Origin of the sequence: Pandoraea captiosa (assembly GCF_902459775.1) — a bacterium.
Classification (GTDB): Bacteria; Pseudomonadota; Gammaproteobacteria; order Burkholderiales; family Burkholderiaceae; genus Pandoraea; species Pandoraea captiosa.
Genome location: NZ_CABPSQ010000002.1, coordinates 970,257 through 983,692, shown reverse-complemented (window position 1 = coordinate 983,692; position 13,436 = coordinate 970,257). Strand labels below are relative to the sequence as shown.

The window sequence follows — 13,436 nt, the reverse complement described above, 5'->3', positions numbered from 1 at the left end:
GCTCGAGAAGCCCGTGCAACACGCCTCACATCGACACACCGAAGCATTGCTGCGTTCGCGACAGTTTGTCGCAGGCGTCGCGCGTGATCTCCTGCGCTTGACGCGCGTCAAATTCGCTGCGGCGACCTGCTTCTACCATCGGACGTGCTCATTCACGACTTTGGAAAACATCATGAAGCCCGCCTTCGGCGCCGCGGCCATCGCAGCCGCATTGATTACCGGTGCCGCCTTCTGCAGCGCATCTGCCAACGCACAAAACGCCTCGCACACGTCCGCCACCTCGGCGCCCGATACGCCGCAGACCACCAGGACCTTCGGCTTTATCAAGGAAAGCTCGCAGGGCATCTACGCGGGGGACATTCTGGCGCGCGTGCGTGCCATCGGCATCATGCCGGACTCTCATGCAAGCGGTAGCGTGTTGCCCTCGCTCGGTGTCACGGTCAACAACGCCATCGTTCCCGAGCTCGATTTCACGTACATGATTCTGGACAACGTGGGCGTCGAGCTGATTCTCGGGATGTCTCGTCATCAACTGACATCGAGCATCGGCCACCTCGGCGGCGTGAACGTGCTGCCGCCCACACTGCTGTTGCAATACCACTTCAACCACGCAGGCAAAATTCGTCCGTACGTGGGTGCAGGCATCAACTACACCCGCTTCTGGAACAGCAATCTCAACGCGGGCGGCACGCCCATCGAGATCAAGAACCACAGCGTCGGTCCGGCACTGCAAGCCGGTGTGGACATTCAGATGACGAAAAATCTGTTCTTCAACATCGACATCAAGAAGATCTGGATGAAGACGGATACCTCGCTGGCCGGCACGGATCTCGGAACGCTGCACATCGATCCGCTGATCGTCGGTGTCGGTGTGGGCATGAAGTTCTAGCAGCCGGCAAGGATCGCCACGCACCGGGGAGCGTGGCGCAACTCTCCTCGCGTCGAAGATGGGAGCGATGCGTCAAATTGTCGCGTCTTCCCTACATGAGAACGCAAAGCATTTACGCCGCGCGACGACAGCACCTACAATGGCTGGTTCCCTGAGGGACGCCGTTATCCGAATATGTCATGAAGATATTCGCCCATGACGCGTTGGCCTCAACCTTCCATTACCCGGTCAAGTCATGCGCAAGCTCCGTCAGCATCGCGTCGCCATCGGGATCGCCTTGCTTGCGATCCTGCTGGCAGCGCTCATGCCGGCGATCGCGCAGTGGCGCGCTGCCACCCAGCAGGACCCGTTCGCGGTCTACTGCACCGTGCAAGGCACGCAAGCCGCGCTGGGTGCGAACACCACCCCGCGCGCGCAGGCGCTGCGCGAGCCCGCCCATGACGGCCACAGCGGGCACGACGACGCGCAGGCGCCTCCCGCGCATGCGCAGCCTGCAGGCCTGCAAAGCAGCCATGCCGGCACCGATCACTCGCTAGCCTCCGCGGACCATTGGGAGAAGTGCGGCTACTGTGCGCTGTGGGCGCACCAACCGCTCGTCACCACCGAGTTCCATACCCCCCCGCCCGCCGCACGAGGCGGCATCGACGTCGCCCCCCGGGCGTTGGTGTCGTACTTCCCACGCGTGCGTTTCGCCGATGCCCTGGCGCGAGCGCCGCCGTCTCTCCCCGCCTGATCCCTCGACCGCCAGGCCTTGATGCCAGGCGGATTTCGTCGAACGCGCCGCACTTTCCCAACGCGCCGAGCTTCGCTCGCGTGCGCCGTCTTCGCGCATGTTGCACGGATATCTGACTGTCTTCCGTGCCTTGCGCGGCCTCGTCGCGTTCACCACATTACGATCGATCAACGAGCGACCGTCGCACGGTCGCGAGAGAGACTTTCATGTCACGTCCCATGACGCAGAAGCCGTTGCAAACGGCCATCGCGCTCGCCCTTGCCTCGCTGGGCGGCACCGCACACGCACTCACTAACGATCCGGCGGCGACCGGCCTGAGTCTCACCGTCGACGCCACGCATGCAGCAACTCACGCTGGCCAGCACGCCAGCGCGCATACGAACGAACTGACAGCAAGCACGGCCACACCGGCACCGGCATGGCAACTGGCGCAGACCGCCGTCCCCGCTGCGGCACAAGGCAGCGGCGCGCCGGCAGCCACGCTGCCGACCACAACGGTTACCGCGCCGGCGGAATCACTCACCTCACCGAGTGTCGACGAGCAGAAAGCCAATCTCTTCCAGACGGCAGGGTCGGTTGGCTTTGTCGATGCCGATGCGTATCAGAACACTTACGCGTTCAACTTGCGCGACGTGCTCAAAGACAGTCCCGGCGTGTTCGTTCAAAATCGATACGGTCAGGAGCTTCGCCTGTCGATTCGTGGCTCGGGCATTGCACGCGGCTATCACGTACGGGGATTGGAAATTCTCCAGGACGGTATTCCGACCAACTCGGCAGACGGTAGCGGCGACTACTACCAGATCGACCCGATGGGCCTGCGCTCCACCGAAATCTACAAGGGCGGGAACGGCCTGACCTACGGTTCAACCACGCTGGGCGGCGCCCTGAATTTCGTCACGCCCACGGCCTACACCGCAGACGCGCCCAATCAGTTCCGAGTGGAAGGCGGCAGTTTCGGCACCGTGCGCGCGAGTGGTCAGATGTCGCGCATCTTTGGCCCGCTCGATGCGCTGGCCACTGTCACACTCAATCGCTCCGACGGTTACCGCGATCACGCCAAGGGCAATTACGCCCAAATCAATGCGAACGTCGGGTACAAGTTTTCACCGCGGGTTGAAACGCGATTCTTCTTCGGCGCTTACATCGTCGATCAGAAACTGCCCGGTACGCTCTCGCTCTTCGACGCACTCAACAATCCTACGAAAGCCGCAGCGTCGGCCGTCTTCGGCGATCAGGCGCGCAATACGCGTACCGAGCGACTGGGCAACCTGACGACCATCCGCTTCGATGTCGGTCAACTCGACATTGCGTCATGGGTCATTCACAAGAGTCTCTATCACCCGATCTTTCAGGTCATCGATCAGGACGGTTGGACCTACGGCGTCGCGCCGCGATACACGGCAAACCTGACACTTGCGGGCATGCGCAACGACCTGATCGTCGGTGCGCGCTTCTTCGGCGGCAATACCAAGGCCGATCAATATGTCAACGTGAACGGCAACCGAGGCGCGCAAACGCTCGACTCCCGCCAGAGCGCGTACAACTACGAAGCGTATTTCGAGAACCGCCTGTTCTTCCTGCCGACACTGGGGCTGATGGTCGGCGCAAAGGCCTATCGCGACGTACGTCAGTACATCGACTACGGCGGTCTGCCCGGCGACGCCAACTATCGCTCGACCAGCGCGGCCTACTCCGGTGTGAATCCGAAGATCGGTCTTATCTGGGAACCGCGCAAGGACATCCAGGCGTTCATCGATGTCACGCGCAGTGCCGATGTACCCGACTTCACCGACCTGTCGCAAACCTTCGGCGCGACGTCCCGCTTCGTGCCGCTCGCGTCGCAGCATGCCTGGACCCTCGAAGTCGGCACGCGCGGCAAGCTCGATCGGGTGGCATGGGACCTTACGGCCTACCGTTCGCTCGTGCGCGATCAGTTGCTGCAATACACGACGAATCCCGATGTGCCGGCGTCCACGTTCAATGCGAACAAGACGGTGCTGCAAGGTCTTGAAGTTGGCGCTTCAGTCGATTTGTTAAAGAACGTGGTGGCGACGGGCGATCGCGTAACGCTGTCGCAGATCTGGAACTACAGCGACTTCCGCTTCCAGAATGACCCTCAATACGGAAACAATCGTATTGCCGGCGTGCCGACGCACGTTCTGCGCACGACGCTCGGCTACGCCCTGACGAATCGCTTGCAAGTCTCGGCATCGCTCGACTGGGTGCCCACCGGCGCCTGGGTCGACTATGCGAATACGATGCGCGTGCCCGGTTACACACTCATTGGTTTGCAGGCGTCGTATCGGCTTGAGCGCGGCGTGACGTTTTACGTCGATGCCCGTAACCTGACCGACAAGCGCTATGTCTCCGACTTCAGCACGGTGACGGACGCCCGAACCGCGAACACTGCCGTGTTCTACCCGGGTGATGGGCGCAGCGTGTTCGCTGGCGTGCGGATGGCGTTCTGAGCGCGCACGCGTCGCTTCTGCGAGGGCAACCCGCGATGCGGCGCATTGGCACGCTTGCGATGCGCTTGCGATGCGCGACGTCAATCAGGCGCCGCGCGTCCCGTCATCGCGTCATCTCGTCACTGTCGCCGCGACACGCTGCGTCGTATCAAACGATGCGACGCAGCGTGTCGTCGCGACGGAAGTAGTGGTGCCACAGGGCAGCCAGCGCATGCAGCCCGATGACCCAGTAAAACGCGCTTCCCAGCGTTTCGTGGATGCCCTTGATCGACCCGCGCAACTCGTCATCCTTTCCGATGAACTGCGGGAGCGCGAGATCGAGCCCCGGAATCGTCAGCACATGTCCGCCGGCGTTGAGCGTGAGATACCCCAGCACCGGCTGCGCAAATAGAAATACGTACAGCAGCAAGTGCACGACCGACGATCCGAAACGCACGAGCCTTCCCTGACCGGGTAATGCGCCCGGCGCCCCCTTGATCAGTCGCCACAACAGGCGCGGAACGGCCAGAACCAGCACCGCAATGCCAGCCCATTCGTGAATGGTCATGGACAGCGCGCGTGGCGCACTCCCCTTCGGCAGATATCCCTTCGTAATCACGGCCGCATACGCGATCACGATCAGCAAGGCGACGGCCCAGTGAAAAAAGATCGCCGGTGGTGCATAGCGTTCGATCGGCGAGAGCGACGAGCCGAGTGAATGGAACTTGATCGCTTTGGCCATCTCGGGGGGACTCCTCTGCTGTTTTGGGTGTCCACATTATCGCGTTCGCGTCCTGTCACGAAAAGGTCGCAAATCGTCACATTTTGTTACTCGATCTTCCTTGCGACATTCGGATTCCTCCTCCTCATCGGTTGCACAGCATTGCCGACAATGTGTCTGCGGCGCGAACACATCCTCAATTCCCGTCCGACCGTTGAACCTCCTTGGCCGACGCAAGCCCGGTCGGCCTTTAAAGCCCCCTTCGCGGGGCTTTCTTTTTCCGCTTCATTTCTGTCTCGCAGCAATCCCTTTCTCTGCCCGGAACCACGCACCGATGCACATCGCTGGAGCCTTCACCGAGCCGTCTCGCTGCGGAGCAACATTCGCAATGTGCATCGGTGAGACCAGCGTATCGCCGCACGATGGCACCGTGGTTGTGAACTATCCGAGAGATTGGCGGTACGAATGCAAAAGCGGATATCTCTGCACCATGTCTAGGACGAATCCGAAGCAAAAGATAGGACGCCGCCTCGAAGTGTTGCGTGAAGCCCTCACCGCTCTGGTCATCGTTCGACTTGCAGGCAGATAATGGTCATCAAAATCGGTCACAGAAATCCAGGAGGACAGATCATGCGAAAGATTGCTTTCCCTCAGGGCGACAAGGTGCCGGTGCTGGGTCAGGGCACATGGATGATGGGTGAGAAGCCCGAGCGGCGTCGCGAGGAAATCGCTGCGTTGCGGCTCGGCGTGTCGCTGGGCATGACACTGGTCGACACCGCTGAGATGTACGGCGAAGGGGCGACGGAGAGTCTCGTGGGCGAAGCGCTCGACGGCCTGCGAGACGACGTATTCCTCGTGAGCAAGGTCTATCCGCACAACGCCTCGAAGCGTGGCGTGGTTGCCGCATGCGAACGAAGCCTTTCCCGTTTGCGCACTGATCGCATCGACCTGTATTTGCTGCACTGGCGGGGCGATGTCCCGCTCGAGGACACGATTGCGGGTTTCGAGGCATTGATCGACGCGGGCAAGATTCGCCAATGGGGGGTGAGCAACTTCGATACGGACGACATGGAGGAACTGTTCGACGCGCCGGGTGGCGACGCATGTGCGACCGATCAGGTGCTGTTCAATTTGTCGCGACGCGGTCCCGAATACGATCTGGCGCCGTGGCTTGCCGCGCGCAAACTTCCGATGATGGCGTACTCCCCGATCGAGCAAGGGCGGCTGCCGACAGGCGGCGTGCTGGGTGAGATGGCGCGCAAACGACATGTCGAGCCATTGCAGATCGCCCTCGCCTGGGTCATGAGCCGCCCCGGGGTCATCGCGATTCCGAAGGCCGGCTCCGAAGCCCACGTGCGCGCCAATCGCGCAGCGCACGACATCGAACTGACGAAGGAAGAACTCGCGTTGCTGGACCACCACTTCGAAGCGCCGTCACGCAAGCGTCCGCTGGAAATGATTTGACCGTTGGCGCGGCGTCGGCAAGCACGCGTGGAATTCGACGATGCCCGGCTGTAAGTGCTTGACCCGGTGCCCTGTCAGTGCCCCGGCAGTGCCCTGACAGCACACAGGCAGTACACTACGCGTTTTCGATTTTTCGCAGGGCGCGTTCATGAGCGATTCACGTCCCGTTGTCGTTATCGGGGGCGGTTTGGTCGGTGTGTGTACCGCCGCCTATCTTCAGCGTGCCGGGCACGCCGTCACTCTCGTGGACCGGCAGTCGGCGCGACAGGCCGCGTCATTGGGCAATGCCGGCTGCATCAACGGCTCGTCGGTCGTTCCCATCGCCATGCCCGGTGTGCTCTGGCAGGTGCCGGGATGGCTCATGCAACCGGACGGGCCGCTGGTGCTGCGGTGGCGCTACCTTCCGCGCATGGTGCCTTGGCTCATGCGTTTCATTGCCGCGAGCCAGCCCGCACGCGTTGCTGCGCAGGCGCGTGCATTGCGTGCGCTGCTCGGCCCGGCGCTCGAGGCCTATGCACCGCTGCTCGACGATGCCGGGGCGAACGATCTGGTCACGCGCCGCGGTTACCTCATTGCGTATTCGAGCGAGCGCGGCATGTCGGGCGACGAAGGCGGCATGGCGCTGCGTCGCGAGAACGGCGTGCAGATCGAGACCCTGGATGCAGGCGCGTTGCGCGAATTCGAGCCAACGCTGTCGAGCGACTTCATCGGCGCGCGGTACATCAGCGAGACGGGACACACGTCGGATCCGGGGGCGCTGCTGGCTCGCCTGACGGCGCAGGTCGTCGCACGCGGTGGGCGGGTTGTCGATGCTGCCGCCACGGCAATCGAGACCAACGGCGCGCAGGCCGTCGCCGTGCATACCGACAAGGGACGCGAAGCCGCCAGCGCCGTCGTCGTCGCAGCGGGTGCCTGGTCGGCGCCATTCGTACGGCAGTTGGGCGACAACCTCGTGTTCGATACCGAACGTGGTTACCACGTGGAAATTCCGGCGCCCGAAGAGATGCCTTCACGTCCGGTGATGTGGGCAGAAGGCAAATTGTTTGCCACGCCAATGAATGGCCGCCTTCGCGGTGCTGGCACGGTCGAGCTCGCCGGTCTGCAAGCGCCGCCGAACTGGCGACGCGCCGACCTGCTAATCAGGCAGTTGCACAAAATGTTTCCGGGCGCCGTGCCAGGCGCCAGGACTACGCAGTCGGTCGACGGGGCGCGCTGGCAGGGATTCCGACCGAGTACGCCCGATTCGTTGCCGGTGCTCGGCGCCGCGTCGAAAGTGCCGAATGCGTTCTACGCGTTCGGGCACGGCCACGTAGGCCTGACGGCAGCCGCGTCGACCGGGCGCATTATCGCCGGACTCGTCAGTGGTGACCGGCCGGCGATCGATCTGTCCCCGTTCTCCATCGGGCGATTTCGTTGACGGCATGCGGCGTGGCGTACGCCACACCTGCACGCGCCGGCATCGATTACATGGCGATCGGCATATCGATGGGCATATTGATCGGCGTATTGGTCGGCGTATTGGTCGGCGTATTGATCGGCAATCGATCGCCATCCCTACCGCCGCGCCTACCGACGGATCGACCGTCAGCCCTGGCAGACCGCCGCCACGATGTCGCACGAGCGCAGGCGCAGCGCCGGATCGTAGATGTCCGAGACCAGCATCAGTTCGTCGGCCTGCGTGCGCTCCACCAGATCCGACAACCCCGCTTTGACACGCTCCGGGCCGCCGACCACGGCCACGCCGAGGAACGCTTCCACCGAATGCTGCTCGGCCGGATCCCAGCGTTCGTCCATATCGCTTACCGGCGGTTGCAGCTTCAGGCTTTGTCCGCGCATGAGCGCGAGAATTTTTTGCTGCGACGACGTTGCAAGGAATGCTGCCTCTTCATCGGTCGGTGCCGCGATGACCGGCGCACCCACCATCACGTATGGTTTGTCGAGCACCGCCGAAGGACGGAATAGCTCGCGGTAGATGCGAATCGCGTCGAACAGGAAGCGAGGCGCGAAGTGGGATGCAAATGCATACGGCAAACCAAGGTGCGCTGCGAGTTGCGCCGAGTACAGCGACGAGCCCAGCAACCACACCGGGATGTCACTTCCCGCCCCCGGTGTCGCAACGAGCCGTTGCCCCGGTTGGGCCGGCGCGAGCAACGCCCGCAACTCGGCCACCTGCTCGGGAAAATCGTCGCCGTTGCCCAGGCGGTCACGACGCAACGCTCGCATCGTCGCCTGATCGGCCCCTGGCGCGCGGCCGAGCCCGAGGTCGATGCGCCCCGGATACAACGCCGCGAGCGTACCGAATTGCTCGGCAATGACCAGCGGCGGATGATTCGGCAGCATCACGCCGCCCGAGCCGACACGAATGCGCGACGTCTTGTCGGCGATATGCCCGATCAGCAGCGATGTTGCGGAACTCGCGATGCCGTCCATATTGTGGTGTTCGGCCAGCCAGAAACGCGTGAAACCGAGCCGCTCGACGTGCTGCGCCAGTTCCGTGGACTGCTTCAGGGCCTCAGCCACCGTGCCACCGGCGCGCACCGGCACCAGATCCAGCATCGAGATGGCGGTTTTCGACAAACTGCTCATTGAGTTCTCCGTTAGCCTGCGCGCGACGGAACCCAGCCTGACGTCTCGAACATCACGCTCACGGGGTGACGCGCACTATGGTCACAAAGTATAGTGACGAAGGGTCAAAATCCCCAGTAGGCACCTTTTAGTTGAATAGTCACCATTTGGTTACCATGAGCAAACGCGAACCCTTTGTCTTCGAGGAAACCTGCGTGCCGCGTCGTGTGCTGGAGCTCTTCAGCGTGAAGTGGACGAGCATGGTGCTCTACGCCCTGCAATGCGGCACCACGCGCACCGGCGAACTACAGCGCCGTCTGCCCGGCATTTCGAAAAAGATGCTCACCCAGACGCTGCGTGAACTCGAACGCGATGGCCTGATTCACCGGGAGGTCTATGCGGTCGTGCCGCCGAAGGTCGAGTACTCGCTCACCCCACTGGGCGAGTTGTTCATCGAGCCGATCGAAATGCTGTACCGCTGGGGCAATCAGCACGCCGACGTACTGGCGCAACTCAGCCTGCGTCGTGGAAAACCGTCGCGGGATGGCTTGCCTGGCGGGGATACCGCCACGGATGACGACACGGATCACGACACAGACCGCAATACAAACGGCGACGCCGCTGCCAACGTAAAGCACGCTGCCTGACGCCCGCCTCAGACCTTCCCAGGCGCCCCGCGCCTGCCCATGCGAGCCCATGCGGCCACTCCCGCGCCGCCCAATGCTGCGCGGCATAGCGGTCACTTCACGGCAGCGCACGACACCTCACGCCCGCACCCGGCAACCGACCGCGCCGCGAGGTTGCCCATTTCATGTTTATCTGAGACAGTGGTTATGTTGCAGCGCAAACTGCGTACCTGCTGCCACCGTACTCTCGCCACGAACCCAGCGGCAACGCCGCATCGCCGAGGGACCATGCCACGCTCCCGCCCCACCCAACGTCCGCCTCAGGCGCCACGACCGGCACGTCATGACAGTGCGGACAGCGCCACCAGCGCCGCCAGTACCGCTAGCACCAAGCGCGCGTCGTCCAGCGCCCGCACGACCGTTCCCGTCGACCTCGCCTTGCAGGGCGGTGGCGCGCACGGCGCGTTCACCTGGGGTGTTCTCGATCGCCTGCTCGAGGCGATCTCGCACGACACGGCCAATGCGCCGTTTCACATCGAGGGCATCTCCGGCACGTCCGCCGGGGCCATGAATGCGGCGGTGCTGGCGACCGGCTATGCCCGGGGCGGCCCTGATGCCGCGCGCGGCGCGCTCGAACAGTTCTGGCGAGACGTGGCGCATGCAGGACGATTCAGTCCGTTGCGCCGCACGCCGCTCGACATCGTGCTCGGGCGCTGGTCGCTCGATAATTCGCCGTTCTTCATGTTCTTCGATCTGGCCGCACGCGTCGTGTCGCCCTACGATCTCGCCCCCCTCGAATTCAATCCGCTGCGTCGACTGCTGGCCGATCACATCGATTTCGACGGCATCGCCAAAGCCACCGCACCGAGCGACATCCAGCTGTTTATCACCGCGACGAACGTGCGAACCGGGCGCGGCCGTGTCTTTCGCAACGCCGAGATAACGCCGGACGTCCTGCTCGCCTCCGCCTGCCTGCCCATGCTCTACCGCGCCATCGACATCGACGGCGAACCGTACTGGGACGGCGGTTACGCGGGGAACCCGTCGATCACGCCACTCGTGCGCGAGACCGTATCGTGCGACACCATCCTCGTCCAGGTGAATCCGGTCGAGCGGAACGAAGTGCCGCGCTCGGCGCGCGAGATTCTGAACCGCGTCAACGAGGTATCGTTCAACGCCACACTGCTCAAGGAACTGCGGATGATCGCGGTGTTGCGTCAGGTCGTGGACGCCGGGAGCGAGGAAGGCAAACGCTGGGCGCAGATGCGCATGCACCGGATCGCGAGCGACATGATGACGTCGCTCGGTTACTCGTCGAAGCTCTCGGCCGAATGGGACTTCCTCGTGATGCTGCGCGACGAGGGACGCCGCTGCGCGGATGCTTTCCTGCGCGCGCACGGCGCGGACCTCGGTCATCGCTCGTCGCTCGATTTCGATCCGTTGCAGGAGGCCCCCTGAATGGAGCTCGCCGGCATTCTGATCGGGCTGGCGCTACTCGTCTGGCTCGCGTATCGCGGGTGGAGCGTGCTGTTGCTCGCGCCTGCGGCGGCCATGCTCGCCGCCGCGCTCTCCGGTGAACCGATCCTCGCGCACTGGACGCAGACGTTCATGCAGAACGCCGCGCGCTTCGTCGCCCAGTTCTTCCCGCTGTTCCTGCTCGGTGCGTTGTTCGGCAAGCTGATGGAAGACAGCGGTGCCGTGCGCGCCATCGCCGCCTTTCTGACCGAGAAGCTCGGTGCACGACGCGCGATGTTCGCCGTGGTCCTCGGGGGAGCCCTCGTGACCTACGGCGGCGTGAGTCTCTTCGTGGCGTTTTTCGTGCTCGCCCCCATGGCGCATGCACTCTTTCGCGAGGCCGACATTCCGGTGCGCCTGATGCCTGCCGCTATCGCCCTGGGGACCTCGACCTTCACGATGTCCGCCATGCCCGGCACCCCGGCCATTCAGAACGCCATCCCGATGCCTTTCTTCGGCACCACGCCGTTTGCCGCGCCCGGACTGGGCCTGATGGCCTCGGCGATCATGCTGGGCGTGGGGCTTTGGTGGCTGTCGTGGCGCGAAGCACAGGCACGTCGCAGCGGACATGGTTACGCGGACCAGGAGGTATGGGACAAGGCCGCCGATCCGACGGTCGTGCGCGAGCGCGCCAGCGTCGCGCGCGAATTCGATCCGGCGGAAATCGAGCAGGGCCATCGCCACGACGCCCTGCCCGGCGTCTTCACTGCCACGCTGCCGTTGCTCGTGGTGATTGCAGGCAACTTCGTGATGAACGTGATCGTCTTCCCGCGACTGGACGCCAGCTTCCTCGCCGAGCCGAGATGGGGCGGCATCACGCTGCAAAGCGTTGCCGGGGTCTGGGGCGTTTGCGTGGCGCTGGCGAGCGCCATTCTGGTGCTGGTGATCCTGCAATGGCGGCGCCTGCCCGCCCTTCGCAAAACGATGGATGCCGGTGCCAACGCCTCGGTGCTGCCCATCATGTGTACGGCAAGTCTCGTCGGATACGGCGGGGTCATCGCAGCCCTGCCGGGCTTCGAACTGGTGCGCGACTGGGTGCTGTCCATCGACGGTGGACCGCTGGTCTCGCTCGCGCTCTCGGCCAACCTGCTCGCCGCCATCACGGGTTCCGCATCGGGTGGACTGACGATTGCCCTCGATGCGCTGGGCCCCGCCTACGTGAGCCTCGCCGCGCAGCACGGCATCGACCCCGCCCTGATGCACCGCGTCGCCGTCATCGCTTCGGGCACGCTCGACAGCCTGCCGCACAACGGCGCGGTCGTCACGTTGCTGGCGGTCTGCGGCAGCACGCACCGGGAGAGCTATCTCGACATCGTCATGACGAGCATCGTGAGCGCGCTGATCGCGCTGGTGGCGGTGATCGTCGTCGGTTCGCTGGTCGGCACGTTCTGAGGCCACAGCGCGACATCACGCGCGCGCTCAAAAGAAAACGGGCCGGTGCAATACCGGCCCGCATCGAGTGACTTGTGTCAGTTTCCGGGGTCGCCGAGTGCTCAGCGATCCAGCAAACGTCCCAGACGCATCATCGTCACGTTCACCCCCAGATGACGCATCGACGGCTGCACGATCACGCAGTTGTCGTAAGGCGTGACGATCACGTCGTCGCCGTCGCGCGCGATCTCGGTACCGGCTTTCTCGATCACTTCCAGCCCCGTGAAGGGTTGCGAGAAGCGGAAGTCCATCGAGCGCGCCACCACCGGCTGCGTGATCTCGACGAATTTCTGTCGCGCCGGCGTCTGCGTGAGGAAAGACGCCACGTCGGCCTCGGCCACGACACCGGCGTGCAGCAGGAAGCGTGCAGCGCTGTCGAGCGCCACGTCTCGCGCACTCTTCGCGAAGTGCTGCCCCGTCTCGATGAGCAATGCGTTCTTCGGGCTGGCCGGATCACCGAAGCCGCCGTAGTCACGCATGCGGGTGCCGTTGGCATGGCCCTTGTCGATGATGACATGCTCGGGCGTGCCCAGTTCCGCTGCGAGCGCAATCGCCTTCTCCAGCGGCCCGGTCATCATCAGCGGCGCGGAAGCCTCATGCATCGAGTGGATATCGAGCAGCAGATCCACCGTGTCGATGAACGGACGCATCGCGCGCGCACGCGTGAGCTCGCGGCTCTGACGCTCGCCGTCGAGCGTCGAGGGCGTCCACACGCGGTTCATGTCTTCGTCGAGAAAGCGCGTGGCGTCCGCGTTCTCGGCGCTGAACGCCTCATACGCACCCACGTTGCCGAAACCCAGCGACAGGCGTCCCGACACCGGGCGCAGGCCTGAAGCCAGCAGCGCGTCGACGGCGATGGCGCCGCTCACCTCATTGCCGTGCGTGAGCGCGAGGATCATGACGTGCTTGCCGGGTTTGCCGCTGTCGAACGTATGCAGGTAGTCGATACCCGTGTTGCCTTCGCGCCAGCGGGTGATGTCGGGAAACGAAACTTCGATGGGGTACGCCGGCAAGGCGGCGCGGATCGCGTCAAGCGTGGTCATGG

11 protein-coding genes are annotated in these 13,436 nt (G+C 63.8%); 8 read left to right on the top strand and 3 right to left on the bottom strand.

Features of this window, described 5'->3' with window-relative positions:
• Positions 1–172: 172 nt before the first annotated feature.
• From PCA31118_RS09665 to PCA31118_RS09655, 3 genes are all read left to right on the top strand, one after another.
• Positions 173–889: an OmpW/AlkL family protein gene (locus tag PCA31118_RS09665; RefSeq protein ID WP_150624989.1), complete on the top strand. Its 717-nt coding sequence runs from the start codon at positions 173–175 to the stop codon at positions 887–889.
• A gap of 235 nt (positions 890–1,124) precedes the next feature.
• Positions 1,125–1,622, top strand: coding sequence for a DUF2946 family protein (locus PCA31118_RS09660; RefSeq protein WP_150624988.1), 498 nt, complete (start codon positions 1,125–1,127; stop codon positions 1,620–1,622).
• Between the two features lie 206 nt (positions 1,623–1,828).
• Complete coding sequence (locus PCA31118_RS09655; protein WP_246190152.1) at positions 1,829–4,090, top strand: TonB-dependent receptor family protein; 2,262 nt, start codon at positions 1,829–1,831, stop codon at positions 4,088–4,090.
• Positions 4,091–4,238: 148 nt separating this feature from the next.
• Here PCA31118_RS09655 and PCA31118_RS09650 read toward each other — a convergent pair whose 3' ends face one another.
• Positions 4,239–4,811: a cytochrome b gene (locus PCA31118_RS09650; protein ID WP_150624987.1), complete on the bottom strand. Its 573-nt coding sequence runs from the start codon at positions 4,809–4,811 to the stop codon at positions 4,239–4,241.
• Between the two features lie 609 nt (positions 4,812–5,420).
• Between PCA31118_RS09650 and PCA31118_RS09645 the strand changes: the two genes are divergently transcribed.
• Positions 5,421–6,254 (top strand): aldo/keto reductase, encoded by an 834-nt coding sequence (locus PCA31118_RS09645; RefSeq protein ID WP_150624986.1) that lies wholly within the window; start codon positions 5,421–5,423, stop codon positions 6,252–6,254.
• Between the two features lie 148 nt (positions 6,255–6,402).
• Positions 6,403–7,671, top strand: coding sequence for an NAD(P)/FAD-dependent oxidoreductase (locus tag PCA31118_RS09640; RefSeq protein ID WP_150624985.1), 1,269 nt, complete (start codon positions 6,403–6,405; stop codon positions 7,669–7,671).
• A 167-nt stretch (positions 7,672–7,838) separates the two neighbouring features.
• Here the strand turns inward: PCA31118_RS09640 and PCA31118_RS09635 are convergent, their stop codons facing one another.
• A complete protein-coding gene (locus tag PCA31118_RS09635) occupies positions 7,839–8,840 on the bottom strand; it encodes an LLM class flavin-dependent oxidoreductase (RefSeq protein WP_150624984.1) in 1,002 nt (333 codons plus the stop codon).
• A 155-nt stretch (positions 8,841–8,995) separates the two neighbouring features.
• On the opposite strand from PCA31118_RS09635, the gene PCA31118_RS09630 reads away from it, so the two are divergent.
• The 3 genes from PCA31118_RS09630 to PCA31118_RS09620 all read left to right on the top strand — a co-directional run bounded on the left by PCA31118_RS09630 (position 8,996) and on the right by PCA31118_RS09620 (position 12,352).
• The gene (locus PCA31118_RS09630) at positions 8,996–9,466 is read left to right on the top strand and encodes a winged helix-turn-helix transcriptional regulator (RefSeq protein WP_246190151.1); all 471 of its coding nucleotides are present in this window, start codon (positions 8,996–8,998) and stop codon (positions 9,464–9,466) included.
• A gap of 417 nt (positions 9,467–9,883) precedes the next feature.
• Positions 9,884–10,903, top strand: coding sequence for a patatin-like phospholipase family protein (locus PCA31118_RS09625; RefSeq protein ID WP_246190176.1), 1,020 nt, complete (start codon positions 9,884–9,886; stop codon positions 10,901–10,903).
• A complete protein-coding gene (locus PCA31118_RS09620; RefSeq protein ID WP_150624982.1) occupies positions 10,904–12,352 on the top strand; it encodes a GntP family permease in 1,449 nt (482 codons plus the stop codon). It begins immediately after the preceding gene.
• 101 nt (positions 12,353–12,453) lie between these two features.
• Here PCA31118_RS09620 and PCA31118_RS09615 read toward each other — a convergent pair whose 3' ends face one another.
• Positions 12,454–13,434: a M14 family metallopeptidase gene (locus tag PCA31118_RS09615; protein WP_150624981.1), complete on the bottom strand. Its 981-nt coding sequence runs from the start codon at positions 13,432–13,434 to the stop codon at positions 12,454–12,456.
• Between the last annotated feature and the right edge of the window lie 2 nt (positions 13,435–13,436).

Excerpts from the sequence above, each read along its gene's own strand:
- PCA31118_RS09660 (WP_150624988.1), top strand. The coding sequence starts at position 1,125 with ATGCGCAAGCTCCGTCAGCATCGCGTCGCCATCGGGATCGCCTTGCTT.
- PCA31118_RS09635 (WP_150624984.1), bottom strand. The coding sequence starts at position 8,840 with ATGAGCAGTTTGTCGAAAACCGCCATCTCGATGCTGGATCTGGTGCCG.
- PCA31118_RS09640 (WP_150624985.1), top strand. The coding sequence starts at position 6,403 with ATGAGCGATTCACGTCCCGTTGTCGTTATCGGGGGCGGTTTGGTCGGT.
- PCA31118_RS09655 (WP_246190152.1), top strand. The coding sequence starts at position 1,829 with ATGTCACGTCCCATGACGCAGAAGCCGTTGCAAACGGCCATCGCGCTC.
- PCA31118_RS09665 (WP_150624989.1), top strand. The coding sequence starts at position 173 with ATGAAGCCCGCCTTCGGCGCCGCGGCCATCGCAGCCGCATTGATTACC.
- PCA31118_RS09645 (WP_150624986.1), top strand. The coding sequence starts at position 5,421 with ATGCGAAAGATTGCTTTCCCTCAGGGCGACAAGGTGCCGGTGCTGGGT.
- PCA31118_RS09615 (WP_150624981.1), bottom strand. The coding sequence starts at position 13,434 with ATGACCACGCTTGACGCGATCCGCGCCGCCTTGCCGGCGTACCCCATC.
- PCA31118_RS09620 (WP_150624982.1), top strand. The coding sequence starts at position 10,904 with ATGGAGCTCGCCGGCATTCTGATCGGGCTGGCGCTACTCGTCTGGCTC.
- PCA31118_RS09650 (WP_150624987.1), bottom strand. The coding sequence starts at position 4,811 with ATGGCCAAAGCGATCAAGTTCCATTCACTCGGCTCGTCGCTCTCGCCG.
- PCA31118_RS09630 (WP_246190151.1), top strand. The coding sequence starts at position 8,996 with ATGAGCAAACGCGAACCCTTTGTCTTCGAGGAAACCTGCGTGCCGCGT.